The sequence below is a fragment of the Lacinutrix sp. WUR7 genome (genome assembly GCF_016864015.1).
Taxonomy (GTDB): domain Bacteria; phylum Bacteroidota; class Bacteroidia; order Flavobacteriales; family Flavobacteriaceae; genus Oceanihabitans.
This window is the reverse complement of record NZ_CP045067.1, coordinates 3,464,292-3,489,936: the sequence shown is the minus strand read 5'-3', so window position 1 is coordinate 3,489,936 and position 25,645 is coordinate 3,464,292. Positions and strand designations below refer to the sequence as shown.

The window sequence follows — 25,645 nt, the reverse complement described above, 5'->3', positions numbered from 1 at the left end:
AGTACAAAAAAAGTCTAGCTAATTAGCTAGACTTTTTTTGTTTGGAAACTTTATGGTAAATGTTGTACCTACATTTACCGTGCTTTCCAATTCTATAGTGCCATCAAAGGCTTCAATTTGATCTTTTGTTAAATAGAGACCAACACCTTCTGCATTTTTGTTATTGTGAAAAGTTCTATATAATTCAAAGATATCGTCTCCGTATTTATCTAAATCAATTCCTAAGCCATTATCACTAATCTTAAGTATGATATGTTCTGGAGTAACTTCAGAATTAATATTTACAACAGGTGTTCTGTCAGGATGTCTATATTTAATGGTGTTAGAAAGCAGGTTTTGTATAATACTTTCAAAGTAAGCTGGATTATATTGTAAATGTAAATCTTTATCTAGATTAATATTAACAATGCTTTTGTTTGCTTTTAATTCTACTTCTAAAAGATTAATCGTATTAACTACATAATTATGTATGTTAATGGTTTGTATATCTTGGTCTCTAGAAGCCTGTGTAGTAACAATTTTATTTAAGTTGCTAATGGTTTCTGTTAGCGAGTTATTCACTGTCTTTATATGCGTAATGATCTCATTTTTTTCATCTTCATCTTTGGCGTCATCAAGAAATCCTAATAAACTTTCAAAATTTGCAGTATGTGATTTTAAATTATGAGTTACTATAAGTGCAAAGTTTTTAAGTCTTTTATTTTGATCTTTTATAATGTTTTGGTTTCTAGATATTTTCTCTTCTTGTTCTTTACGTTCACTAATATCTGTATGCGTACCTATAATGCGAGTGGGTTTCCCGTAAATATCACGTTCAATAACACGACCTCTATCTAAAATCCATTTGTAGGAGCCATCTTTACATTGAATGCGATGCTCGTTTACATAATCTGTATTTATACCAATAAGATGGTTGTGAAAGTCTTGAAAATAATGTTCTTTGTCTTCAGGGTGAACACGATCGTTCCATTCTTTAGCCGTAGTTCCAATTTCATGATCTTCAAAACCTAGAATATTTTTAGATTCTTTAGAGTAGAAAACGTTTTGTGTGATAGCATCATAATCCCATGCACCAATATTGGAATTTTCTAAAGCAAATTTTAAAACTTGCTCTTTTATATCCAACTCATAACTGTCAACGGTTTTATTAGAAACTGTAGGGCTTAAATTATTTGCGTTGTTCATTGTAGGTATTTAATTAGCTTTAGGGAGCACAAAAATAAGCTACTACAACTTATTCTTAGTTTATATATTCTGAAAAACAAAAGAAACACGATAAAGTGCTTAATTAAACGGCAAGATACATGTTTTGCGTTAATTAATAAAATAAAATGGTTTTTATTACAATTAATTTTACAAAAAAAAAATTATAAAAAGGAGGTGCGTGAAGACGAAATTTTTTATTTATTAGCTATAGTTATGGTAAAAGTAGTTCCAATATTTACTTTACTTGTTACGGAAATTTTAGCACCAAAAGATTCTATTTGATTTTTAATTAGATATAAACCTACTCCTTCGGCATCTTCATTATGATGAAAGGTTTTATATAGACCAAAAATATCTTTACCAAATTTATCTAAATCAATTCCAATACCATTATCCGAGATTATCAAATCAATTGCATCCTTTCTAGAAATATAATCAATATTAATTACAGGATTCCTGTCTTTGTGTTTGTATTTAATGGCATTAGTTAATAGGTTTTGAATGACACTTTCAAAATAAGAGATATTATAGTTTATAAAATAGTTTTCATTTACATTATTATTTACTGTTGCTTTACTTTCTTGTATAACAAAATCTAATGTTTTTAAAACAACGTTAATCTCTTTGGCTACAAATATTCTTTCTATTTTTTTGTTCTTATTAGATTGTACAGATACAACTTGATTTAAATTATTTATGGTTTTAGTTAAAGAGGAGGAAAGTGTTTTTAAATGCACCATCAATTCTTCTTTTTCATCTAGGGATTCTGCTTCATCATGAAAATCAAGTAAGCTTTCAAAATTACCAGCATGCTGTTTTAGATTATGGGTAACTATATGTGCAAAATTCTTTAACTTATTGTTTTGTTCTGTTGCAATATATAATGCTTCAATTACTTTATTTTCTGCTTCTTTTTGATTGGTTATTTCTGTATGTGTACCAATAATACGTTTTGCTTTACCGTCTAAGGTATATTCAACTATTTTTCCTCTATCTAGAATCCATTTGTAATTTCCATTGGCACATTTTACTCTATGCTCATTCTCATACATAGGATTTAATCCATTAAGATGATTTTGAAAGTCTTTATAATATTTATCAGAATCCTCTGGATGTACTCTATCATTCCAGTCCTGCGGATTATTGCCAAAGTTAGCAACATTTTCAAAGCCGATCATTTTTTTAGATTCGTTAGAAAAGAAAATCCTATTTAAATCCGCATCAAATTCCCAAACACCAATATTTGTATATTCAGTAGCAAGCTTCCACTTTGAATCGTTTAGAATATTCAAAGCATTATTATTTGTAAATCCCCGGTTTAGTGCAGTCATAGATATCGTCTTTAAAGAAAGTTTTAGGGATTTTCTTAAATTATTTCAGTCAGTCACTACTTACATAAGTAAGTTCAAATATAATAAAACACCGATTAAAAACCAATTTTTATCGATTAAAAACGCTAATTTCTAGGATGATACGTATTCATTACTTCTTTTAAATGACTTTTATCTACATGCATATAAATTTCTGTAGTGGTAATACTTTCATGACCTAACATTAATTGTATGGCTCTTAAATCTGCGCCATTTTCTAATAAGTGTGTCGCGAAAGAATGTCTAAAGGTATGTGGTGAGATGTTTTTATTTAAGTCAATTTTTACTGCCAATTGTTTAATTATTGTAAAAATCATAGCTCTTGTAAGCTGTTTTCCTCTTCTATTTAAAAATAAGATGTCTTGAAATTCTGGTTGGATTGGTGTGTGAACTCGGACTTGATTTTTATAAATATTTATTATTTTCTGTGTTTCAGGTACAATAGGAACAAAGCGTTGTTTATCTCCTTTTCCTGTAACTTTAATAAAGCCTTCTTCAAAAAATAAATCCGAAATTTTTAATCCAACAAGTTCACTAACTCGTAATCCGCAACTATAAAGTGTTTCTAATATGGCACGATTTCTTTCCCCTTGAGGTTTGCTTAAATCAATAGCGTCTATTAGTGCGTTTATATCTTCTTCCGATAGCGTATCAGGAAGTTTTCTTCCAATCTTAGGGGATTCTATTAATTCTAACGGATTTGTCTTAATATAATCTTCAAAAACTAAGTAATTGAAAAAACTTCGCAATCCAGAAATGATTCTAGATTGTGATCTTGCATTCACTTCTTTTGCTATTTCATAGATGAATTGTTGAATAATTTCGGAAGTAATACTTAGTGGTGATTCCTGAATTTTATGATTTTCTAGGTATGTTAATAACTTATTAACATCTAAGGCGTAATTATCGATAGAATTTTGGGATAAACCTCGTTCTATCTTCAAATACATTTTATAATCTAAAAGTGCTTGTTGCCATTTCATAGCAGTAAAATAGGCTTTTTATTTATGTTATGATTTGTTTTTTAAAGGATAATTTATAAATAATTGACAATGAGCGAAATGACTATTATTTTGTTAATAAAATTGTTAAAAAGTATTAATTGTCTTGGCAGATCTTAAAGTACGTGATATATTAGCGGACTCAAATTTAAAAATAAATCTATTATGAAAAAATTATTATTTACAGCTGCAATCGCAGTATTAGGATTTGCAAGTGCAAACGCACAAGATGATACAACAAACACTACAGGAGGATTTGCTCAAGGTGATATCTTTTTGTCTGGTTCTGTAGGTTTTGGTAACGAAACTACAGGAGATGTAAAATCTAATGTTTTTACAATTGCTCCAAAAGCAGGTTACTTTGTTTCTGATAACATCGCAGTAGGTGTAAAATTAGGTTATACTTCTTGGAAAGGAGATAATGATGGTACAGATACTGTTGATGCAAATGAATTTGCAGGTGGTGTTTTTGGTAGATATTACATGACTCCAGCGAATCAATTTTCTTTATTTGCTGAATTAGGAGTAGATTATACTTCTTCTGATGACAAATTAGCAGATTTAAAATCGGATGGTGTATCTGCAGGTTTTGCTCCTGGAATTAGCTATTTCGTTTCTGACAAGTTCGCTATCGAAGCTTCTTTTGGTATCTTAGGATATTCTACTGAGAAAGCTGATTTTGATGGTGCTGAGTCTACAGACAACTTTAACTTCGGATTAAACTTTAGCAACATCAACTTTGGTATTGTTTATAATCTATAAGCTAAATACATTTTTATTTAAGCCGAAGCATTTGCTTCGGCTTTTTTTATGCCTATTTTTTAATATCTTTACTTTATGAAGAAACTCATTATTATTAATGGACCTAATTTAAATCTATTAGGAACGCGAGAACCAGAAATTTATGGAAGCTTATCTTTTACCGAATTTTTAGACGAAGTAAAAGGAAAATATCCTAATGTAGATATAGATTATTATCAGTCTAATGTAGAAGGAGAGCTTATTAATAAGATACAAGAAGTTGGTTTTAGCTATGATGGTATCATATTAAATGCAGCTGCTTACACACATACTTCTGTGGCAATTGGCGATGCTATAAACGCAATAAAAACGCCAGTGGTAGAAGTACATATTTCTAATACCTTTTCTCGTGAAGAATTTAGACATACTTCTTATATTTCACCAAATGCAAAAGGCGTTATTCTAGGCTTCGGATTGCAGAGTTATGAATTGGCTATTCAGAGTTTTATTTAAAAGACCGTTTTTCGGATAGATAAAAGAGTATTCGTTGCTATAATTTATAGAGTCAAGATTAAATAAATAAAAAAATCCCAGAAATTTTCTGGGATTTTTTTATTCTATATTCTAGTATCTAACAGTTTGCAATGCAAACGGTCTATTCTCTTTTTATAAATGAATCACTTCACCATAAGCAGCAGCTACAGCTTCCATAACCGCTTCACTCATTGTTGGGTGTGGATGTATCGTTTTTAATACTTCATGACCTGTTGTTTCTAGTTTTCTTCCTAAAACAGCTTCAGCAATCATATCGGTTACTCCAGCTCCAATCATATGGCAACCTAACCATTCGCCATATTTAGCATCAAAAATAACTTTTACAAAACCATCTTTTGCTCCAGAAGCACTTGCTTTACCAGAAGCAGAAAAAGGAAATTTACCAACTTTAATATCGATACCTTTATCTTTTGCTTGTTGTTCTGTTAAACCAACAGATGCAATTTCTGGAGTACAATATGTACAACCAGGAACGTTTCCGTAATCTAATGCTTCTACATTTTGTCCAGCAATTTTCTCCACACATAAAATAGCTTCTGCAGAAGCTACGTGTGCTAAAGCTTGACCAGGAGTAATATCTCCAATAGCATAATAACCAGGAATGTTTGTTTGGTAGAAATCGTTTACTAAAACTTTATCTCTATCTACAGCAATTCCAACGTCTTCTAAACCAATATTTTCTATGTTAGATTTAATACCAACGGCAGATAATACAATATCTGCTTCTAATATTTCTTCTCCTTTTTTAGTTTTAACTGTTGCTTTTACCCCTTTTCCAGAAGTATCTACACTGGTTACTTCAGCAGAAGTCATAATTTTTATACCACTTTTCTTAAAGCTACGTTCTAATTGCTTAGAAACTTCTTCATCTTCCACAGGTACAATTCTATCTAAATACTCTACAATAGTTACATCTGTACCTAAAGCGTTATAGAAATATGCAAACTCTACACCAATTGCTCCAGACCCAACAACAATCATTTTCTTTGGTTGTTCTGGTAAAACCATTGCTTCTCTATAACCAATTACTTTTTTACCATCTTGAGGTAAACTTGGTAATTCTCTAGAACGTGCTCCAGTTGCAATAATAATATGATCTGCACTATATTCTTTTCCGTCAACATCTACTTTCTTTCCAGTTTTTAGTTTCCCAAAACCTTCAATAACATCAATTTTATTTTTTTTCATTAAAAACTTAACGCCGTTACTCATGCCTTCAGCAACACCACGACTACGTTTTACAACTGCATTAAAATCTTTATCATAACCTTTTACAGAAAGACCATAATCGTCTGCATGTTTTAAATATTCAAAAACTTGGGCAGATTTTAATAAGGCTTTAGTAGGAATACATCCCCAATTTAGGCAGATACCACCAAGGCTTTCTTTTTCAATAATAGCTGTTTTCAAACCTAATTGAGAAGCTCTAATAGCTGCTACGTAGCCTCCAGGACCACTTCCAAGTACAATTATATCGTATTTACTCATAGTGTATTTTTTAGTCGATTTTTGAAGTTACGAATTTACAAAACAAAGCCGAAATAATAAATTGATGTTTCATTTTTATTTGGGCGTGCCCTAAAGGTCGGGCTATACACTATATCTTTTGTTAAAAAAAACAAAAGGATGCCGTTTCTATCCCTCAAGCGAGATCCAGAATCGTTTATAAATCGTCGGTAAAATGTCTTTTTCCTTTTTCTTTAGCAAATTTTTCTTGATTGTAGGTAGCAGAATTTCCTTTAGAAATAGATAAAGATTGCCAATCGGTTCCTTTTAAAAGTTTTCCTATAAAAACCATTTGTCCTATGTGATAGGAATAGTGTGCTAGTTGTCTGTTAATCGCTTCTGTAACCGTATGTCCTTGGTTTCGTATGTAAATAATACGTTCTAAATCTTCTTCCTTTAAAGGAGTAATAGCGTGAAATAGACAAGTCCATCCGGTTTCCCAAGAGGCAATGAGTGCTTCTTTAGTAGCGTAAGTCACTATAAATTCGGCATCGCGATTTCGCCATTCTTTTTCGCCATCTTCGGTTAAAAAGTTGGTCCAACGAGACAGCATATTTCCCACAAGATGCTTTCCTATAATAGAAACACTGTTGGATGCTTCGTTAGGTTGCCACTGTAATTCTTCAAAAGAAAGCTGGCTTATGGTTTTATCACCTAGAGATTTGTAATATTCAAATTGTTTAATAACGCTTGATAAATACGAAGTTTCCATATATTCTGAATTTATTCTATAAAAATAACATTTCAGAATGTATCCAACTAGATATTAGTATCGTTAGAATTTATCTCGTTATTTATGGTTTTAATTATTCCGCAGGAACAAATTTTAAAGCAACACCATTTATGCAATGACGTTTTCCTGTTGTTTTTCTCGGACCGTCATTAAATACATGACCTAAGTGACCACCACAATTTGCGCAATGCTCTTCGTCTCTAGAATACCCTAATTTGTTGTCTGATCCAAAAGCAACATTACCTTCAATGGTTCTATCAAAACTTGGCCAACCAGTTCCAGAGTCAAACTTATGTTCGCTTTTAAATAATGCAATATTACATGCAGCACAATGGTAAATTCCTTTGGTTTCGTTTTTATTCAAGTCGCTAGAGAAAGGACGTTCGGTTCCTGCTTCGCGTAAAACATAATATTGTTCTGGGCTAAGTTCCTTTTTCCATTCGGTATCTGTCTTGGTAACAGGGTATTGTGTCTTGTTTTCTGCTTTGCTTTTTTGAGCGGAAGAATTGCAACTAAATAAAAGGCTGATAATACTAACTAATAAAAACTTTTTCATAGGATAAATTGTTCATTTGGATTCTTTATTCTGTCGGAATAAATATATTTTCATTACGAAATCGGTGTAGTTTAATATTTACATTAACTAATTGATAATATAACGAACCTTTTCATAATTATTTATTAATTTAGGAAAGTATTAATGAAAATCACTTGATGAATATAACACATATTAGTGCAGAATGTTACCCAATAGCTAAAGTAGGAGGATTAGCAGATGTTGTTGGTGCTTTACCAAAATATCAAAATGCACTTGGTTTAAAGAGTAGTGTAATTATGCCTCTTTATGATACTAAATTTACACAAGAGCATACGTTTTCTACTTTGTATCAATCGGAAGTTGCACTTGGTAAAACAATGCATCCTTTTAGTATTTTAGAACTGGAAAATAGTCCTTTAGAATTTGATGTTTATTTTGTAGATATTAAGTCTTTACTTTTTAAAGATTATGTGTATTCTTATGATGATACCGATCGTTTTTTAGCATTTCAAATAGCAGCATTAGACTGGCTACTTACAGTATCTACCAAACCGAATATTATTCATTGTCACGATCACCATACTGGACTTATTCCTTTTATGTTACAAGAAAGTTATAAATATGAAAGTTTAAATAAGATCCCTGTAATTACAACCATTCATAATGCACAATATCAAGGTGAATTTGGTTATGATAAGCTAGGTTTTATTCCTGAGTTTAATATGGGAAAAGCAGGACTTTTAGATTGGAATAATCAAATTAATCCTTTAGCTGCTTCCATAAAATGCGCTTGGAGAGTAACAACCGTTTCGCCAAGTTATATGGAAGAATTAAAACTAGAAGCTAATGGTTTGCAAGATTTGCTAAAAGCCGAAAGTCAAAAATGTGTTGGTATTTTAAACGGCATAGATACTGCAGTTTGGAATCCGGAAAAAGACACGTATTTAATTTCTAATTTTTCAGAAAAAAATGTAAATTTAGGAAGAGAAAAAAATAAAAAGTGGCTATGTGAAACTTTTAATTTAGATCCTGCAAAACCATTATTTGCATTTATAGGTAGATTGGTTTATGAAAAAGGATCAGATTTACTGCCTGAAGTTTTTCAGAATATTTTAAAAGAAAACAATTGCTCGATCCTACTTTTAGGGTCTGGTAATAAAGAGGTAGAAGCACAGTTAAATGCACTAAAAGAAGCACATCAAGGGAATTATGATGCTTTTATAGGCTATGATGAAAAACTATCGCATATCATTTATGGAGGCGCAGACTTTTTGTTAATGCCTTCTAGAGTAGAACCATGTGGTTTAAATCAAATGTATTCTTTGCGTTACGGAACCATTCCTATAGTGAGAAGTACTGGCGGATTAAAAGATACCATTGTAGATATTGAAAAGGAAAACGGATTTGGTATTTGCCATAATGAAGTAACTGTTGCAGAAATAGAGCATGCCATACAAAGAGGAATTACACTATATAAAGACCAAGAAAAATTTAAAAAAATAAGAACAAACATTATGAAGATAGATCATTCTTGGGATGTATCAGCTTCAGAATATATTAAACTATATAAATCTATAAACTAAACAATTATGATTAATGATAAAGTGCTATCTATTATTTTAGGAGGAGGACAAGGATCTAGACTGTACCCATTAACACAAGCTAGATCAAAACCTGCTGTTCCAATAGCTGGAAAATATAGGTTGGTAGATATTCCTATTTCAAATTGTATTAATTCTGATATTAAAAGAATATATGTTTTAACGCAGTTTAATTCAGCTTCCTTAAATAAACATATTAAAAATACATATCATTTTAGTTTTTTTAGTTCAGCTTTTGTAGATGTTTTGGCTGCAGAGCAAACTATGCAAAGCGATAAATGGTTTCAAGGTACAGCAGATGCTGTAAGACAGAGCATGCATCATTTTTTAAGTAATGATTTTAAATATGCTTTAATCCTTTCTGGCGACCAATTGTATAATATGGATTTGCAGGATATGATAGATAAGCATGAAGCAAGTAATGCCGAAATTACCATTGCAACCTATCCTGTTACAGCAAAAGAAGCTACTGGTTTTGGTATTTTAAAAACAGATGACGAAAATACAATTACGTCGTTTATTGAAAAACCAGATGCAGATTTATTACCAGATTGGACTTCAGATGTAAGTGATGAAATGAAAGCGGAGGGCAGAAATTATTTAGCCTCTATGGGAATTTATATCTTTAATAGAGACCTTTTGGTGAAACTAATGGAAAATCCAGATACCAATGATTTTGGTAAAGAAATTATTCCACAATCTATTCATGAGCATAAAACAGTGAGTTATCAATATGAAGGATATTGGACAGATATTGGAACCATAGAATCTTTCTTTGATGCCAATCTAGGCTTAACTGATGATATTCCTAAGTTTAATTTATACTCCGACGATAGGGTATATACAAGAGCAAGAATACTTCCTACTTCTAAAATTTCAGGAACGCTTTTAAATAAAACGGTAATTTCTGATGGTTGTATTATTCATGCCGCTAAAATTGAAAGAAGCGTCATTGGTATTCGTTCTAGAATAGGTAAAGAATCGGTTATCTTTAATACCTATATGATGGGTAATGATTCTTATGAATCTTTAAAAACAATTGAAACCAATAAAATTGAAAACCTTTTAGGAATTGGAGATAGATGCTACATAAACAATTGTATAATAGATAAGAACTGTAGAATTGGTGACGATGTTAAAATTGAAGGAGGCATGCATTTAAAAGATGTGGAAACAGATACGTACCTTATTAAAGATGGGATTGTAGTTATTAAAAAAGGCGCAACAATTCCAAAAGGAACAATCATTAAGTAGTAGAATCTATAATTTAAACGCATACCCAAAATACAATATATGTCTAAAGTAATAGCGCATAGCTTATTCACAGATTTCGATATTAGTTTATTTAAATCTGGTAAACATTACAAGCTTTATGAAAAATTTGGATCGCATATCACTACCGTAGATGGTGTAGAAGGAACATATTTTTCTGTTTGGGCGCCAAGCGCGAAACAGGTTTCTGTAATTGGCGATTTTAATTTTTGGAAAGAAGGAGAACATTTATTAAATGTACGTTGGGACGAAAGTGGTATTTGGGAAGGATTTATACCAAGTGTCGGAAAAGGAACAACCTATAAATATAAAATTGAAAGTCATAATAATGGTATAAAAACAGAAAAAGCAGATCCGTATGCGCGACGTTTTGAACATAATCCTAAAACAGCTTCTATTGTTTGGGAAGATGAGTATGGTTGGAAAGATTCCAAATGGATGAAATCTCGAAAAAAGAAAAATGCATTAGACGCTCCTTTTTCAGTATATGAAGTACACTTAGGTTCTTGGAAACAACAAATAGAAGAAAATCGTTTTCTATCCTATGTGGAACTAGCAGATCAATTAGTAGATTATGTGAAAGAAATGAACTTTACACACGTAGAGTTAATGCCTATTATGGAGTTTCCTTACGATCCAAGTTGGGGATATCAAGTAACAGGATATTTTGCACCAACTTCGCGATTTGGGTATCCGGAAGAATTTAAACTTTTAGTAGACAAACTACACCAAAATGATATCGGAATTTTATTAGATTGGGTGCCGTCACATTTTCCAGAAGATGCACACGGACTTGGTTTTTTCGATGGTTCTTGTTTATACGAACATCCAGATAAACGCCGAGGCTATCATCAAGATTGGAAAAGTTTAATTTTTAATTATGGACGAAACGAAGTAAAGTCTTTTTTAATCAGTAATGCATTGTTTTGGCTAGATCAATATCATGCTGACGGATTGCGAGTGGATGCAGTAGCATCTATGCTATTTTTAGATTATTCTAGAGAGGAAGGTCAATGGGAACCAAACATTCATGGAGGAAGAGAAAACCTGGAAGCGATCGCTTTTATGGAAGAATTAAACCAAGCTATTTACGGCACATTTCCAGATGTACAAGCCATAGCTGAAGAATCTACTTCTTTTCCAGGAGTTTCTAAACCCGTATTTTTAGGTGGTTTAGGATTTGGTATGAAATGGATGATGGGTTGGATGCACGATACGCTTCAGTATTTTTCAAAAGAACCCGTGTATAGAAAACACCACCAAAATGATTTAACCTTTAGTATGACCTATGCGTTTACAGAAAACTTTATGTTGCCGCTAAGTCATGACGAAGTGGTGTATGGTAAAAAATCGATTTTAAATAGAATGCCTGGAGACGAATGGCAGAAATTTGCCAATTTGCGTTTGCTATACAGTTATATGTTTACACATCCTGGAACAAAATTATTATTTCAAGGAGCAGAATTCGGACAAAGTGAAGAGTGGAATTTTCAGAAAAGTTTAGATTGGCATTTACTACAATACAAACCACATAAAGGAGTTCAAAAACTTATAAAAGATTTAAATACTTTATACAAAACCGAACCCGCGTTACACGAAAAGCAATTTGTACAAGAAGGTTTTGAATGGATCGATTATAACGATGCTGAAAACTCCGTTTTAGTATTTATAAGAAAAGGAAACAAGCCAAAAGACAACTTAATTATTGCCTGTAATATGACGCCGGTTCCTAGAGAAGGTTATCGTATAGGTCTTCCTAAAAAAGGAAAATTAAAAGAGGTTTTTAACAGTAATGAAAAGGACTATTTTGGTACTGGTGATTTTAAAAATAAGACACTAATTTCTGAGGCTAAAAGCTGGCAGTTTAGAAAAAATTCTGTAGTCCTTAATATTCCCCCTTTAACCATGTTAGCATTTAAATATCAATAAAATAAATATCTTATTTTAATGCTTTTTTTTTATAAATTCAGTAAAATTAGCACACTAAAACGATGTAGTTAATAATTAGTAATAAGAACTATTAAGATAGTTTTTTTTACATCGTTTTTTTGCTTTTTTTTACATACTATTTAAAAGATTGCAGAATGATTGTAAATACAGAATTAGAACAAAAAGGAAATCTATTTCCTTCAGAAATAATAAAATATAAGAAAGATGTGGACACGTTACATTTTTCGACAAAAAACGGAGTTGTACTTCAAATAACCGTTGTTAGAGATAGTGTTATCCGTTTTAGATATAGTACAACAGGAAAATTTGAAAATGATTTTTCTTATGGAGTTACTATTCATGCTAGTAGAGGATATAGTTTTTTAGATGTTTCAGAAAACGATACGCATTATATCATTACTACTTCTAAGTTAATCTGTAAGGTGGAGAAATTAGGGCTTCAGGTTGCTTTATTTGATGCTGTAGATAACAAACTAATTAATCAAGATGAAATTGGTTTCCATTGGGAAGAGAGTTATGAATATGGTGGCGATATTGTAAAAATGAGTAAAACTTGTCAGAAAGCAGAAAGTTTTTATGGTTTAGGAGATAAACCTGTAGATGTAAATCTAAAAGGAAAACGTTTCGAAAATTGGGCAACAGATTCTTATGCTTTTGGTAAAAACACCGATCCGATTTACAAAGCAATTCCTTTTTATACTGCAATACAAGACAATAAATCCTATGGTATTTTCTTTGATAATACCTTTAAAACGCATTTCGATTTCGCACATGAAAGAAGAAATGTAACCAGTTTTTGGGCACAAGGTGGAGAAATGAATTATTATTTCATTTATGGTCCGCAAATGGAAGATGTTGTTAAAAATTATACCGATTTAACAGGTAAACCACATACGTTACCTCCTTTATGGGCATTAGGTTTTCACCAATGTAAATGGTCGTATTATCCAGAAGCGAATGTAAAAGAAGTAACCAAGACTTTTAGAGATTTAAAAATTCCTTGTGATGCTATCTATTTGGATATCGATTATATGGATGGTTTTCGTTGTTTTACTTGGGATAAAAAACTCTTTCCAGATCCAAAAAGAATGGTGAAAGAATTAGAAGAAGACGGTTTTAAAACCGTGGTAATTATAGATCCAGGAATTAAAATAGATTTAGATTACGCTGTTTTTAAAGAAGGATTAGATAAAGATTATTTCTGTAAACGTGCCGATGGACCTTATATGAAAGGTAAAGTTTGGCCTGGAGAATGTTATTTTCCAGATTACACAAAACCAGAAGTGCGAGAATGGTGGTCTGGTTTATTTCAAGAATTAATAGAAGATATTGGAGTTAAAGGCGTGTGGAATGATATGAACGAACCAGCTGTAATGGACGTTCCTAATAAAACTTTTCCAAATGATGTTCGTCATGATTATGATGGAAATCCTTGTTCGCATAGAAAAGCACATAATATTTATGGTACACAAATGGCGCGAGCAACCTATCATGGTTTAAAGAAATACGCGTATCCAAAAAGACCTTTTGTAATTACAAGATCTGCATATTCTGGCGCACAAAGATATACTTCTACATGGATGGGAGATAATGTGGCAACTTGGGAACATTTAGCAATTGCTAATAACCAAGCGCAGCGAATGGCAATGTCTGGATTTTCTTTCGCAGGAAGTGATATTGGAGGTTTTGCAGAACAACCACAAGGAGAATTATTTGCAAGATGGATTCAATTAGGTGTTTTTCATGCCTTTTGTAGAGTGCATTCTTCGGGAGATCATGGAGATCAAGAACCTTGGGTTTTTGGAGAAGAAATAACCGATATTGTAAGAAAGTTTATTGAAATTAGATACCAATTATTACCTTATTTATATACCGCTTTTTGGAAATATATAAACGATGGAACACCTATCTTAAAATCTTTAGTTTTATATGATCAGGAAGATACCGCTACACATTATAGAAGTGATGAGTTTGTGTATGGAGAACAAATTTTAGTTTGCCCAATTTTGGAAGCAAATGGTAAAGGGAGAAGAATGTATGTCCCTAAAGGGAAATGGTACAATTTCTGGACAGACGAAGTAATTGAAGGAGGAAGAGAAGTTTGGGTAGATGCAGAATTAGATAGTATGCCAATGTTTATAAAAGAAGGCGCTGTAATTCCGAAATACCCAATACAACAATATGTAGATGAAAAGAAGTTTGATGAAATCACATTAGATATTTACTATAAAGAAGGTAAGGAATCTTCAAAATTATATGATGACGCACATGATGGTTATGACTATAAGAAAGGAAGATTTAGTTTACGTACTTTTAAAGTAACTGGTAAAAAGGAAGAATTAATTCTTCAACAACATAAACGAGGAGATTTTAATGCAGATTATAGTACGTTTAATCTAGTATTACATAATTTACCTTTTCAAATTACATCGGTACAAATAGACAATGTAGAAATAGATTTAGAATGTGTGAATCTAGAAACGCAATCTATTTCGGTAGATAAAGAATTCACAGAAATACACATTATCGGTAAATAGTGACACTTTATAGAATATTTTGCCGTATATTACTATGTATAAAATTAGTTATTGGTTAACTTTCATTAACTTTATCAAGATTAATTAAAACATGTACCTAAATGAAATTTAAAAACATAATAATTGCCTGTAGTACCATTGCACTTTTTCTTTCTTGTGCAACGAATCCTTTTACCGGGAAATCTACAATGGCATTAGTACCAAATTCTCAATTATTTCCAACAGCATTTGCGCAATATAATCAGGTGTTATCAGAAAGTAATGTAGAAACAGGTACTGCCAGAGCAGATATGATTACTAGAGTAGGTCAACGTATTGCTGTTGCAGCAGAGCGTTGGTTAAATGCAAATGGACATCAAGGTTATTTGGCAGATTACAAATGGGAATATAATTTAATAGACGATCCAACAGTAAATGCTTGGTGTATGCCAGGAGGAAAGATTGTTTTCTATACAGGAATCTTACCTATTGCGCAAAGCGAAACTGGAGTTGCGGCAATAATGGGTCATGAGGTAGCTCATGCACTAGCAAATCACGGACAACAACGTATGAGTGCGGCATACATACAACAAGGTGTGGCAATAGCAGGAAATATAGCGATACAAAACGATCAAGATAGAAATACCTTTAACCAGTATTACGGTATTGGTTCGGAAGTTGGGGTTATGTTACCTTTTAGTAGAAGTCATGAAACAGAGGCAGATAAAATTGGTTTATACCTTATGGGAATTGCAGGTTATAACCCTACAGAAGCATCTAATTTATGGGTAAGAATGAAAGAAAACAGTGGAGGAGAAGCGCCACCAGAAATGTTAAGCACGCATCCATCTAACGATAGTAGAATTGAAAATTTAAAAGCATTAGCACCTCAAGCTATAGCAGAAGCTAAAAAGTTTGGCGTGTCTTCTTTTAGACCAATTAGTAATTTTAATTACTAATTAAAAATATTTGTTTACTTTAGAAGCTGCTCCAAAAAAAAGGGCAGCTTTTTTATTTAAAGACTATTAATAAAATTTTAAACTTTAAATAATTCCATTGAAAATTGGAATCTCATTAATTTGAGGTTATTTTGACCAAAAATAATCTATGAACAAACTTGAAAAAGGAAGTAAAAAACTTCTAAATGCCTGGGCTTTTTACGATTGGGCAAACTCTGTGTACACACTTACCATTGCTTCTTCTATATTTCCTATATTCTATTCTGCATTATTTCTTAGCGAAATAAAAACGGTACATGCTTTTAGTATGGATTTTAAGAGCACGGCGTTAATTACGTACGTGACTGCTTTTACTTTTTTGGTAGTAACTTTCACGTCGCCAATTCTGTCTGGTATTGCCGATTATGTAGGTAATAAGAAGAATTTTATGAAGTTCTTTTGTTATTTAGGAGGATTTGGTTGTATCGGTTTATATTGGTTTAGTTTAGAAAATATACATCTCAGTTTGTTGTTTTATTTTATGGGATTAATAGGGTATTGGGGAAGCTTGGTTTTCTACAATTCCTATTTACCAGATATCGCGTATCCAGAACAGCAAGATAGCATTAGTGCCAAAGGATTTAGTTTTGGTTACATTGGTAGTGTCTTATTATTAATAATCAATTTAGCAATGGTTATGACTCAAGATACCGGAGAAGAGAAAATGCAAATGATGCGTTACTCTTTTATCACAGTTGGCTTATGGTGGGTTTTATTTAGTCAATATACCTTTTATATTTTACCAAAAGGAGTTTCTTCTGGTCATAAAGTAACTAAAGACGTTGTCTTTAATGGTTTAAAAGAATTGCGAATTGTTTGGAGTGAGTTAAAAGAAAACCTAAGATTAAAACGATATTTAGTAGCCTTTTTTGTTTTTAGTATGGCAGTACAAACTATTATGTTAGTGGCTGTTTATTTTGGGGAGGAAGAAATTGCCTGGGGAACAGATAGCGATAAAACCACTGGATTAATAGTAAGTATTTTAGTGATTCAATTAGTCGCAATACTTGGCGCTTTTTTAACGTCTAAAGCTTCTTCTAAATTCGGAAACATAAAAACACTGATAGTCGTAAATGTAATTTGGATGGGTTTATGTTTCTATGCGTATTTTATGGAAACTCCTTTTCAGTTTTATTTAGCAGCAGGTTTCGTAGGTCTAGTTATGGGAGGAATTCAAGCTTTAGCGCGTTCTACGTATTCTAAGTTTTTACCAGAAACGGAAGATACCACATCCTATTTTAGCTTTTTTGATGTAGCTGAAAAAATAGGAATTGTTATAGGTATGGTGATATTTGCAACCATAGATCAGATTACAGGAAGCATGCGAAACGCTATTTTGTTTTTATTTGTTTTCTTTTTAATCGGAATAATACTCTTACTAAGAGTTCCTAAAGAAGAAGTAAATTAAAATATTTTACTATGTTTGTTTATAATAAGAAACCATTTCAATAAAAAATTTATGAAAAGCTTAAAGATTGCTAGTATTTTTATTTTATCATTATTCGTATTTACAATCACTTCCTGTGATGATGAACCATTAGAAGGAGAATTTCTAACCGATGATGATGGAAGTGAAGTGAGCTGTGTACAGGCTACTCAAAACCTTGCTAGCGCTTCTGCAACTTATGGAACTACATCTGCAGGTGATGCAAATTATAGCCTAATTTGTAATGCGTATGCAGTTGCATTACAAGATATGATAAATGCTTGTGGAGATGATACAGGAGGAATTCAAACCTTGTTGGATGCTTTAGATTGCCCAGCAATTTCAGAAGATTGCCTAACTGCACAATCCGCAACGGCTATTGCAGAAACAGCATATAATGCAGATACTACAGATACAAATTTATGTTTAGCGTATAAAACAGCTTTAGAAAATGAAATTACACAATGTGGAGATGCAGATGGAAGTTTGCAAACAATTATAGATGGGTTGGATTGTGATACAGTAGTAGGATCTGATGCTGATTACTGGCCAAGAGCTATTGGTAATTCTTGGACATATAATGGTCTAAATGGTGAAATTGAAACGTATACTATTTTAAATACGGAGACTATTGATGGAAATGAATATTATGCTTTTGATGAGTTATTTGATACCCCTTCTTGGTTAAGAAAAAGCGGAACAAGTTATTATGTAAGATCTATTGTTTCAGGAGAAGTTGGAGGAATCGAATTTACATCTACACCTATTGAATTGAAAATGATAAAAGATGATGCGGTAGTTGGTGAAACTTGGCAATCTGAAGTTTCATATACAATTACTTATTCTGGCGCAATACCAGATGTAGATGTGGTAGCAACTTATGATTATGAAATGATGGAGCGAAATATTTCTAGAACAGTAGAAGGAGTCGATTACACAGATGTGATACATATTGAAAACGTAGTGAGTGCTGTTGGTTCTGTTGTAACTGTTCAGTATTATTATGCGAAAGATGTTGGAATGATTGAATATATTACAGATGCAGGTACTGCAACACTTACAGATTACAGTTTAAATTAATTTAAAAAATCCGAAGCAAACGCTTCGGATTTTTTTGTACCAATAATTTAGTGTCTAGCAAATTGCGTATTTTTGTTATAATAACATAAGAATATTATGGAAGCAGCGGAATTAAGAAAAAAATGGTTGCAATCTATAAGCAAAGTAGATGAGCGATTTTTACGTATGGTAGACGCACTATATGAAAGTTATATTTCAGAAGAGGTAGATTACGCTATTTCTCCTTTGCATAAAAAAACGTTAGATACCCGTTTAAAAAACCATAAAGAAAATCCTGCTTTAGGAAGAGATTGGGAAGTTGTTAAAGAAGAGCTTACCCAAAAGTATGGCTCATAAAGTAATCATTAAACCAGAAGCAGAACTTGATATTCAAGATGCCATTAATTGGTATAATGAACAAAAAAATGCTTTGGGTTTGAATTGCTTAATGAAATTATACGTATTATTGATTTAGTTAAAGAAAATCCGAATTACTTTCAGAAAAAAATATAGGGAGTTTAGAATTTCATTTACTAAAAGATTTAAATATGGAATTCATTATACTGTAGAAAATAAAACAATATACATTCATGCTGTTTTGCATATGAATCAAAAACCAAAAGAGTAGAGAAATTAATTTTGAAGAATTAAAAAAAATCCGAAGCAAACGCTTCGGATTTTTTTAGTATAATCTAATTTTTTCTAACAGCTAACAGTTAGTTTCCACTAATGCTACCAGAACCAGCTACTTTGGTATCTTCCTTTTTCGGGTTTCCTTTATACTCAATATCTCCAGAACCAGAAACTCTTGCTCTTAAGGTTTCTGTACTATAAACATCTGCATCACCAGAACCTCTTACAGAGACTTCGGTATTCTCCGCTTGTAAATTATTCCCATTAAAATCACCAGAACCGGTTACGCTTGCTTCTAAGTTAATCGTTTTTCCTTTTAAGGTTACATCACCAGAACCAGTTACGCTTCCTGCTACATTATTGGTTTTAATGTCTAAAACAATATCTCCAGAACCTGTTAAGCTAACCTCTAAATTCGTTTCGGTTATGGTATCTGTATTCCATATATCTCCAGAACCTGTAAGAGATACTTTGTCGATATTTTTAAACGGAATCGTGATCTTTATTGTTTTGTTATGGCTTTCTCTTAGATCAACACCATTTTCTACTTTTACAGTTAAGGTATTGTTTTTTACTTCGGTTATAATATGTTCTAAAAGGTTTTCTTCTCCTTCTATAGTTATTTTTCCTTCTTGACCTTCCACTAAAATAAAATCCATAGAGCCTACGCATGCAATAGCGTCATAATCGCCAGTAGTTCTAGATATGGTAGTTACCTTTCCGTTTCCTTTTACTTTATTACCAAACCAAGATTGTGCTTGTATTTGCGTAGTTAATAATATGGTTGCTATAATTAAAATAGCCTTTTGAAATGATTGTGCATTTTTCATAATGTTCGTTTTTTGATGGATGATAAATGATTGTTTATTCGTTTTGCTTTAGTGTTACACTTCCGTAATCTGAAGATATTTTTAGCATGTTATTGGAGTTTGCATTGCCATGATATCCTTCGTAATACTTATCTGTAGACTCTATTCGTTTTTTTGTGAATTCTAATCCTTCGTAGTCTCTTAAGGAAGCATATTCTAAATCGATATTAAAGTTAAAGGTATAAGCAGCATCGTAACCAATAGTGATTCCAACGTAATCCGATTCTATATTAATGTTCTGAGCATTTGCTGTGATATTATCAATTTTTATAGAACCATAATCGGCGTTAATAGATAGGTTTTTATAAATATCTCCAATCCTTGTAGTAAGGTAATCACCATCGCCTTTTATATTGTTTGCTTTTTCAATATAAATAGAACCATAATCACAATTATAGGAAATGTCTTCAACAATTTCTACAACAGATTTTGTATAATCGGCTACAATGTCAAGCTTTTTAGCTTTTGCAACCGTAAAACCACTGTAGTCTGCATTTATTTTTCCGCTTTTAATATATTCAAAATAGCAATTGTTAGAGTAGTCAAAGGTTATAATGTTGTTGTCTGCTAATAGCTCTTTGGTTGTTATTTTTCCGTAATCACAATTAATAGTTGCTTTTCCTTTTAGCTTGTCTAAATTGATACTACCATAATCATTATTCAAATTTACATTATTGGTAATAGGCATTTTTATAACATAATTAATTTTCATGTTTACATTATTACCTTTATTCCATTTCCACCAAGAACTAGACTTGTCATTATTAAAAATGGTCCTTGCAGAAACTAGGCTAGAAGAGGCATTAAAACTTACAGAAATCTCATCTAGTTTTTCTTGAACTTTTTCTTCATCATTACCATTTGTAGTAATGGTAATCTCAAAGACTATTCGGTTTTCATCCCAAGTAATAACATCTATATTCCCATAGCTATTATCTACTTTTAAAGTAGCATCTGCATCGACAGAAAACTCTTTTTTGATAACTTTTTCTTTAGTATGTTTTCCTTTAATAACAGGATTGTTTCCTGCTACAAGTAACATTGGTATTAGCAAAAAGGCTAATGTGATTTTATATAGTAGTGCTGCTTTCATTGGTGCTATTTTTTAACTGTTTAATGTTTTCTATTTGGGTTAGGGTATTTTGCAGAATATCTATTCTGTTTTGAAAATTGCTAATCATGGCATAGATAACGCGTTTATCTTCGCCGCTTTCAGACAAGTCTTCTTTTAAATCTTTATATTCTTTTTCTAAACGTTGCATTTGCATCATAGCATCTGCGATTAGTAATTTTGTTTCTGGACTAGACTCTTGTTCAATTTTTGTTAATTCACTAGCAATGGCATTGGTGAAAAAGTTTTGCGTTTCTGCCATTTCTGGAGAAATACTAGCTAAATCATGGGTTGTATCTTCTTGCTGTGTGGTAACAAAAACAGTTACTAAAATTGCTAAAGATGCTGCAATACTTAAAAAAGGTTTCCAAAAACTATTTTTTGGTTTAGATGTATCTGCAAGTGTTTGCTTGTTTAACTTCTTTAAAAATCTTTTTTCATGATCTACAGTTGGTGCTTCCAAATCAAAATCATGTTGTAGATTATTAAAGAGTGTATCTAAATTATCTTTATTCATCATTATTTCTTTTAATGTTCTACTAGTTCTAATTTTTTTCTTAAACTTTCTTTTGCTCTTGAGATAGTTGTTCTACAATTTGCATAAGAAAGCTGCATGATTCCGCTTATTTCTTCGTAATCATATCCTTCAATAAGATGTAAGGTTAAGGCAATTCGGTAATTGTCTTTTAGTAATTTCATAGTCTCTAAAACTTGTTGCGCTTTTAAGTTTGTAAACTCGTAATCACTAGAAATACCATCATTGTCTTCTATCTTATACAATACATCCTCTAAAGGAACGTCTTGGTATTTATTATTTTTATTGAAATGATAAATACTGTTATTAATTACAATTCGTTTTAACCAAGAACCAAAAGTCATTGTATCTTTTATAGTGTCTAGTTTTGTAAAGGCAGATAGAAAAGAATCTTGCATGATATCTTCTGCTTCAAATCTATCTTTTACAATTCTGTACGCTACGTTAAACATTGCTTTATAGTATCTATTATAAATCTCCAATTGCGCAAATTGGTTATTAGACTTACATAGGGCTATGAGCTGTTCGATATTTTGGTTGGTTAGTGTCAAATGGTTATATCAAATTGTTATAGTATAGATACGCATAAAGATAAACTGTTACAGTTTAGTAAAAAAAAATCTAACTATTTTAAAACGTTGGCATATTAATTGACTTTAGTAGTGAAGATGTTTAGTTAGTAATTAATGGTAACGTATTGAACACCATTGAAATAATTAAATAAATTATTAATAATTTTAAACTCAAATCAATCTGTTGTTTATTATAGAATGACAGAATGACTTAAATATATATATGAAGAAATCTAGTTTATTAAGCCTTGACAGTTTGTCATTACAGGATTTTGATGAAAATTCAGAATTAATTCCGTTAATGACTCCTGAAGATGAAGAAGAAATAAATAACGAAAAACTACCAGAAACCTTACCAATTCTTTCTTTAAGAAATACCGTATTGTTTCCAGGAGTAGTGATTCCTATAACAGCAGGAAGAGATAAATCGATTAAACTAATTAACGATGCTAATAAAGGAAGCAAAGTTATTGGTGTAGTTGCACAAAAGGATGAAAGTGTAGAAGATCCTAAAGCAGGTGATATTCACGAAACAGGAACAGTAGCAAGAATTCTACGTGTTTTAAAAATGCCTGATGGTAACACAACGGTTATTATACAAGGTAAAAAACGTTTTAAAGTTGCAGAAGTTATCACTGAAGAACCTTACATGAATGCTACCATTCGTGAAGTGCCCGAAGCGAAACCTGCAAAAGAGAACAAAGAGTTTGAAGCTATTATAGATTCTATAAAAGAACTTGCATTACAGATTATTAAAGATAGTCCGAATATACCTAGCGAAGCATCCTTTGCAATTAAGAATATTGAAAGCAATTCGTTTTTAATAAACTTTGTATCGTCTAATATGAATCTTTCTGTAAAAGAAAAGCAACTTCTATTAGAGAACAACGATTTAAAAGAACGTGCACTTGCAACCTTAAAGTATATGAATTTAGAGTTTCAGAAATTGGAACTTAAAAATGATATTCAGCTAAAGGTTCAAAGTGATATGAACCAACAGCAACGTGAATATTTCTTACACCAACAAATGAAAACCATTCAAGAAGAACTTGGAGGAGGTGTTTCGTCTGGTGAAGAAATTGAAGAAATGCGTATGCGTTCTAAAAAGAAAAAATGGGACGATAAAGTTGCAGAGCATTTTAATAAAGAATTAGCGAAAATGCAACGTATGAATCCGCAAGTTGCTGAATACTCCATTCAACGTAATTATCTAGATCTATTTTTAGATTTACCATGGAATGAGTTTAGTGAGGATAAATTTGATTTAAAACGTGCGAAGAAAATATTAGATAGAGATCATTATGGTTTAGATGATGTAAAACAAAGGATTTTAGAGCATCTAGCAGTTATTAAATTGCGTAACGATATGAAATCGCCAATCATCTGTCTGTACGGACCTCCAGGAGTTGGTAAAACTTCTTTAGGTAAATCTATAGCAGAAGCATTAGGTAGAGAATATGTACGTATGTCTCTAGGTGGTTTACGTGATGAAGCAGAAATACGCGGACATAGAAAAACATATATTGGTGCCATGCCTGGACGTATTCTTCAAAGTATAAAGAAAGCAGGAACAGCAAATCCAGTTTTTGTTTTAGATGAAATAGATAAACTTTCTAATTCGAATCAAGGGGATCCGTCTTCTGCCATGTTAGAAGTATTAGATCCAGAACAAAATAGCGAATTCCATGATAACTTTTTAGAAATGGGCTTCGATCTTTCTAAAGTGATGTTTATTGCAACATCCAATAGTTTATCTACCATTCAACCAGCTTTACGTGATAGAATGGAAATTATAAATGTAACGGGTTATACTATTGAAGAAAAAGTAGAAATAGCAAAACGTCATTTATTACCAAAGCAATTAAAAGAACATGGTTTAACAGAGGCGCAGCTAAAAATAGGAAAACCGCAATTAGAAAAAATTGTAGAAGGCTATACTAGAGAATCTGGTGTTCGTGGTTTAGAAAAACAAATTGCAAAAATGGTGCGTTATGCTGCCAAAAGTATTGCAATGGAAGAGGAGTATGATGTAAAGGTTTCTAATGAAGACATTATTAAAGTACTTGGCGGACCAAAACTAGAAAGAGATAAATACGAAAACAATAATGTAGCAGGAGTAGTTACAGGATTAGCTTGGACAAGAGTAGGAGGAGATATTCTATTTATAGAATCTATCTTATCTAAAGGAAAAGGAACAATGACGATTACAGGGAATCTTGGAAAAGTCATGAAAGAATCTGCAACCATTGCTATGGAGTACATTAAAGCAAATGCCGAAGAATTAGGCGTAGATCCAGATGTTTTTGGTAAATACAATGTGCATATTCACGTGCCAGAAGGAGCAACACCAAAAGACGGACCAAGTGCAGGAGTTACTATGTTAACCTCTTTAGTATCTTTATTTACACAACGTAAAGTGAAAAAGAGCTTAGCAATGACTGGAGAGATTACGTTAAGAGGTAAAGTATTACCTGTTGGCGGAATTAAAGAAAAAATTCTAGCTGCAAAGCGTGCAAGAATAAAAGAAATCTTACTTTGCGAAGACAATAGACGTGATATCGAGGAGATTAAGCCTGATTATTTAAAAGGATTAACTTTCCATTATGTTTCAGAAATGAAAGATGTTATCGATATTGCAATAACAAATCAAAAAGTTAAGAATTATAAAAAGCTATAATTATGAGGTCTCTAAGTTTTATTTTAATGTTTTTTGTTTCGTTTGCTACATTTTCACAAGAAACAAAAGTTGCTGAAGAGTTTCTTCCTATAAATTTAGAAGGAAAAGAAGCATACCTTTCTACTAAAACTGGAGAATACATTTTTTTAGAACATGCAAAAACAAATGCAACAAAGTTAGAGACCACAGCCAATGGCGTAATATATACCGATATTAAAAAACATACTGTAGCAAAAAAGGAAACCATTTCTAAAATTGCAAAACAATATGGTTTAAGTAAAGACGAAGTTTTAAAACAAAACAAGTTGTCTAATAATAAGTTAAGTATCGGGCAAGAACTTAAAATCATAAAAAAAATAGTTGTAAAGTCTAGTAGCCCTGTTATTAGTCAAGAAGAAGGTACTATTATTGCAAAACTAAGCCCAGGACAAACACCAACGGGTTTAGATGCTGCTCCAACCAATAGACCTTCTGTGGTAACTAATTCTAGTCCTGTAGCTGTTGTAAAAGAAGTTACAGAATTAGAAGAAGTTGAAGAATTAGAAGAAGAAATGGATGTAGAAGAAGAAGAATTGGAAGAATCTTCTACTGAAATTTTAAATTCTTTTTACACAGTAAAAAAAGGAGATAACTTATATAACATCGCTAAAAAGCATGGTATTTCGTTAGATGTGCTAAAAAAACTAAATGGTTTGGAATCTAATAATTTAAGTATTGGACAAAAGTTAAAGCTTAAATAAAAATATTTTTCTAATATCTGCGTTTTAAGATAGATT

General features: G+C 31.8%; 23 protein-coding genes. 13 read left to right on the top strand and 10 right to left on the bottom strand.

All coding sequences use genetic code 11. The features are described from left to right. Positions 1 to 18: 18 nt before the first annotated feature. From FG167_RS15185 to xerD, 3 genes are all read right to left on the bottom strand, one after another. Positions 19 to 1,185 carry a PAS domain-containing protein gene (locus FG167_RS15185; protein ID WP_203459065.1) on the bottom strand — a complete coding sequence of 389 codons (1,167 nt, stop codon included), beginning with the start codon at positions 1,183 to 1,185 and terminating at the stop codon, positions 19 to 21. Between the two features lie 215 nt (positions 1,186 to 1,400). Continuing rightward, on the bottom strand, positions 1,401 to 2,537 hold the full coding sequence (locus FG167_RS15180) for a PAS domain-containing protein (RefSeq protein ID WP_203459064.1): 1,137 nt from the start codon (positions 2,535 to 2,537) through the stop codon (positions 1,401 to 1,403). A 125-nt stretch (positions 2,538 to 2,662) separates the two neighbouring features. Continuing rightward, positions 2,663 to 3,559: a site-specific tyrosine recombinase XerD gene (xerD, locus tag FG167_RS15175; protein WP_203459063.1), complete on the bottom strand. Its 897-nt coding sequence runs from the start codon at positions 3,557 to 3,559 to the stop codon at positions 2,663 to 2,665. Positions 3,560 to 3,742: 183 nt separating this feature from the next. Between xerD and FG167_RS15170 the strand changes: the two genes are divergently transcribed. Together FG167_RS15170 and aroQ are read left to right on the top strand one after the other, a co-directional pair. Then, positions 3,743 to 4,339: an outer membrane beta-barrel protein gene (locus FG167_RS15170; protein ID WP_203459062.1), complete on the top strand. Its 597-nt coding sequence runs from the start codon at positions 3,743 to 3,745 to the stop codon at positions 4,337 to 4,339. A 75-nt stretch (positions 4,340 to 4,414) separates the two neighbouring features. Continuing rightward, a complete protein-coding gene (gene aroQ / locus FG167_RS15165; protein ID WP_203459061.1) occupies positions 4,415 to 4,831 on the top strand; it encodes a type II 3-dehydroquinate dehydratase in 417 nt (138 codons plus the stop codon). Positions 4,832 to 4,984: 153 nt separating this feature from the next. Here aroQ and lpdA read toward each other — a convergent pair whose 3' ends face one another. The 3 genes from lpdA to msrB all read right to left on the bottom strand — a co-directional run bounded on the left by lpdA (position 4,985) and on the right by msrB (position 7,668). Next, positions 4,985 to 6,361 (bottom strand): dihydrolipoyl dehydrogenase, encoded by a 1,377-nt coding sequence (gene lpdA / locus FG167_RS15160; protein ID WP_203459060.1) that lies wholly within the window; start codon positions 6,359 to 6,361, stop codon positions 4,985 to 4,987. A gap of 175 nt (positions 6,362 to 6,536) precedes the next feature. After that, complete coding sequence (locus FG167_RS15155; protein WP_203459059.1) at positions 6,537 to 7,091, bottom strand: DUF1572 family protein; 555 nt, start codon at positions 7,089 to 7,091, stop codon at positions 6,537 to 6,539. Between the two features lie 94 nt (positions 7,092 to 7,185). Continuing rightward, a complete protein-coding gene (msrB, locus tag FG167_RS15150) occupies positions 7,186 to 7,668 on the bottom strand; it encodes a peptide-methionine (R)-S-oxide reductase MsrB (RefSeq protein WP_203459058.1) in 483 nt (160 codons plus the stop codon). A gap of 158 nt (positions 7,669 to 7,826) precedes the next feature. Here msrB and FG167_RS15145 point away from each other — a divergent pair, with 158 nt between their 5' ends. From FG167_RS15145 to FG167_RS17480, 9 genes are all read left to right on the top strand, one after another. After that, the gene (locus FG167_RS15145; protein WP_203459057.1) at positions 7,827 to 9,233 is read left to right on the top strand and encodes a glycogen synthase; all 1,407 of its coding nucleotides are present in this window, start codon (positions 7,827 to 7,829) and stop codon (positions 9,231 to 9,233) included. A 6-nt stretch (positions 9,234 to 9,239) separates the two neighbouring features. Beyond that, positions 9,240 to 10,505 carry a glucose-1-phosphate adenylyltransferase gene (locus tag FG167_RS15140; protein ID WP_203459056.1) on the top strand — a complete coding sequence of 422 codons (1,266 nt, stop codon included), beginning with the start codon at positions 9,240 to 9,242 and terminating at the stop codon, positions 10,503 to 10,505. Positions 10,506 to 10,544: 39 nt separating this feature from the next. Then, positions 10,545 to 12,452, top strand: coding sequence for a 1,4-alpha-glucan branching protein GlgB (gene glgB / locus FG167_RS15135; RefSeq protein ID WP_203459055.1), 1,908 nt, complete (start codon positions 10,545 to 10,547; stop codon positions 12,450 to 12,452). 155 nt (positions 12,453 to 12,607) lie between these two features. Further along, positions 12,608 to 15,010: a glycoside hydrolase family 31 protein gene (locus FG167_RS15130; protein ID WP_203459054.1), complete on the top strand. Its 2,403-nt coding sequence runs from the start codon at positions 12,608 to 12,610 to the stop codon at positions 15,008 to 15,010. Positions 15,011 to 15,111: 101 nt separating this feature from the next. Next, positions 15,112 to 15,948: a M48 family metallopeptidase gene (locus tag FG167_RS15125; protein WP_203459053.1), complete on the top strand. Its 837-nt coding sequence runs from the start codon at positions 15,112 to 15,114 to the stop codon at positions 15,946 to 15,948. Positions 15,949 to 16,096: 148 nt separating this feature from the next. After that, entirely contained in the window at positions 16,097 to 17,395 is a 1,299-nt protein-coding gene (locus FG167_RS15120; RefSeq protein ID WP_203459052.1) for an MFS transporter, read from the top strand. Between the two features lie 51 nt (positions 17,396 to 17,446). Further along, on the top strand, positions 17,447 to 18,493 hold the full coding sequence (locus tag FG167_RS15115; protein WP_203459051.1) for a hypothetical protein: 1,047 nt from the start codon (positions 17,447 to 17,449) through the stop codon (positions 18,491 to 18,493). A 96-nt stretch (positions 18,494 to 18,589) separates the two neighbouring features. Continuing rightward, the gene (locus FG167_RS15110; protein ID WP_203459050.1) at positions 18,590 to 18,829 is read left to right on the top strand and encodes an addiction module protein; all 240 of its coding nucleotides are present in this window, start codon (positions 18,590 to 18,592) and stop codon (positions 18,827 to 18,829) included. Continuing rightward, positions 18,819 to 18,947, top strand: a complete 129-nt coding sequence (locus tag FG167_RS17480; RefSeq protein WP_255564093.1) for a hypothetical protein — start codon at positions 18,819 to 18,821, stop codon at positions 18,945 to 18,947. The genes FG167_RS15110 and FG167_RS17480 overlap by 11 nt, the downstream gene beginning before the upstream one ends. A 241-nt stretch (positions 18,948 to 19,188) precedes the next feature. Here FG167_RS17480 and FG167_RS15105 read toward each other — a convergent pair whose 3' ends face one another. The 4 genes from FG167_RS15105 to FG167_RS15090 are packed head-to-tail and all read right to left on the bottom strand — an operon-like array spanning position 19,189 to position 22,171. After that, positions 19,189 to 19,935 carry a head GIN domain-containing protein gene (locus FG167_RS15105; RefSeq protein WP_203459049.1) on the bottom strand — a complete coding sequence of 249 codons (747 nt, stop codon included), beginning with the start codon at positions 19,933 to 19,935 and terminating at the stop codon, positions 19,189 to 19,191. A 34-nt stretch (positions 19,936 to 19,969) separates the two neighbouring features. Beyond that, a complete protein-coding gene (locus FG167_RS15100; RefSeq protein WP_203459048.1) occupies positions 19,970 to 21,067 on the bottom strand; it encodes a hypothetical protein in 1,098 nt (365 codons plus the stop codon). Next, the gene (locus tag FG167_RS15095) at positions 21,045 to 21,602 is read right to left on the bottom strand and encodes a hypothetical protein (RefSeq protein ID WP_203459047.1); all 558 of its coding nucleotides are present in this window, start codon (positions 21,600 to 21,602) and stop codon (positions 21,045 to 21,047) included. Before FG167_RS15095 ends, FG167_RS15100 begins: the two co-directional genes overlap by 23 nt. Before the next feature lie 11 nt (positions 21,603 to 21,613). Beyond that, on the bottom strand, positions 21,614 to 22,171 hold the full coding sequence (locus FG167_RS15090; RefSeq protein WP_203459046.1) for an RNA polymerase sigma factor: 558 nt from the start codon (positions 22,169 to 22,171) through the stop codon (positions 21,614 to 21,616). Between the two features lie 244 nt (positions 22,172 to 22,415). On the opposite strand from FG167_RS15090, the gene lon reads away from it, so the two are divergent. Then, positions 22,416 to 24,869, top strand: coding sequence for an endopeptidase La (lon, locus tag FG167_RS15085; protein ID WP_203459045.1), 2,454 nt, complete (start codon positions 22,416 to 22,418; stop codon positions 24,867 to 24,869). A 2-nt stretch (positions 24,870 to 24,871) separates the two neighbouring features. Next, the gene (locus FG167_RS15080) at positions 24,872 to 25,609 is read left to right on the top strand and encodes a LysM peptidoglycan-binding domain-containing protein (RefSeq protein WP_203459044.1); all 738 of its coding nucleotides are present in this window, start codon (positions 24,872 to 24,874) and stop codon (positions 25,607 to 25,609) included. Positions 25,610 to 25,645: the final 36 nt, after the last annotated feature.

What these genes read in the sequence shown, in the direction of transcription:
- FG167_RS15185 (WP_203459065.1), bottom strand. Translation starts at nt 1,185, where the DNA reads ATGAACAACGCAAATAATTTAAGCCCTACAGTTTCTAATAAAACCGTT.
- FG167_RS15180 (WP_203459064.1), bottom strand. Translation starts at nt 2,537, where the DNA reads ATGACTGCACTAAACCGGGGATTTACAAATAATAATGCTTTGAATATT.
- xerD (WP_203459063.1), bottom strand. Translation starts at nt 3,559, where the DNA reads ATGAAATGGCAACAAGCACTTTTAGATTATAAAATGTATTTGAAGATA.
- FG167_RS15170 (WP_203459062.1), top strand. Translation starts at nt 3,743, where the DNA reads ATGAAAAAATTATTATTTACAGCTGCAATCGCAGTATTAGGATTTGCA.
- aroQ (WP_203459061.1), top strand. Translation starts at nt 4,415, where the DNA reads ATGAAGAAACTCATTATTATTAATGGACCTAATTTAAATCTATTAGGA.
- lpdA (WP_203459060.1), bottom strand. Translation starts at nt 6,361, where the DNA reads ATGAGTAAATACGATATAATTGTACTTGGAAGTGGTCCTGGAGGCTAC.
- FG167_RS15155 (WP_203459059.1), bottom strand. Translation starts at nt 7,091, where the DNA reads ATGGAAACTTCGTATTTATCAAGCGTTATTAAACAATTTGAATATTAC.
- msrB (WP_203459058.1), bottom strand. Translation starts at nt 7,668, where the DNA reads ATGAAAAAGTTTTTATTAGTTAGTATTATCAGCCTTTTATTTAGTTGC.
- FG167_RS15145 (WP_203459057.1), top strand. Translation starts at nt 7,827, where the DNA reads ATGAATATAACACATATTAGTGCAGAATGTTACCCAATAGCTAAAGTA.
- FG167_RS15140 (WP_203459056.1), top strand. Translation starts at nt 9,240, where the DNA reads ATGATTAATGATAAAGTGCTATCTATTATTTTAGGAGGAGGACAAGGA.
- glgB (WP_203459055.1), top strand. Translation starts at nt 10,545, where the DNA reads ATGTCTAAAGTAATAGCGCATAGCTTATTCACAGATTTCGATATTAGT.
- FG167_RS15130 (WP_203459054.1), top strand. Translation starts at nt 12,608, where the DNA reads ATGATTGTAAATACAGAATTAGAACAAAAAGGAAATCTATTTCCTTCA.
- FG167_RS15125 (WP_203459053.1), top strand. Translation starts at nt 15,112, where the DNA reads ATGAAATTTAAAAACATAATAATTGCCTGTAGTACCATTGCACTTTTT.
- FG167_RS15120 (WP_203459052.1), top strand. Translation starts at nt 16,097, where the DNA reads ATGAACAAACTTGAAAAAGGAAGTAAAAAACTTCTAAATGCCTGGGCT.
- FG167_RS15115 (WP_203459051.1), top strand. Translation starts at nt 17,447, where the DNA reads ATGAAAAGCTTAAAGATTGCTAGTATTTTTATTTTATCATTATTCGTA.
- FG167_RS15110 (WP_203459050.1), top strand. Translation starts at nt 18,590, where the DNA reads ATGGAAGCAGCGGAATTAAGAAAAAAATGGTTGCAATCTATAAGCAAA.
- FG167_RS17480 (WP_255564093.1), top strand. Translation starts at nt 18,819, where the DNA reads ATGGCTCATAAAGTAATCATTAAACCAGAAGCAGAACTTGATATTCAA.
- FG167_RS15105 (WP_203459049.1), bottom strand. Translation starts at nt 19,935, where the DNA reads ATGAAAAATGCACAATCATTTCAAAAGGCTATTTTAATTATAGCAACC.
- FG167_RS15100 (WP_203459048.1), bottom strand. Translation starts at nt 21,067, where the DNA reads ATGAAAGCAGCACTACTATATAAAATCACATTAGCCTTTTTGCTAATA.
- FG167_RS15095 (WP_203459047.1), bottom strand. Translation starts at nt 21,602, where the DNA reads ATGAATAAAGATAATTTAGATACACTCTTTAATAATCTACAACATGAT.
- lon (WP_203459045.1), top strand. Translation starts at nt 22,416, where the DNA reads ATGAAGAAATCTAGTTTATTAAGCCTTGACAGTTTGTCATTACAGGAT.
- FG167_RS15080 (WP_203459044.1), top strand. Translation starts at nt 24,872, where the DNA reads ATGAGGTCTCTAAGTTTTATTTTAATGTTTTTTGTTTCGTTTGCTACA.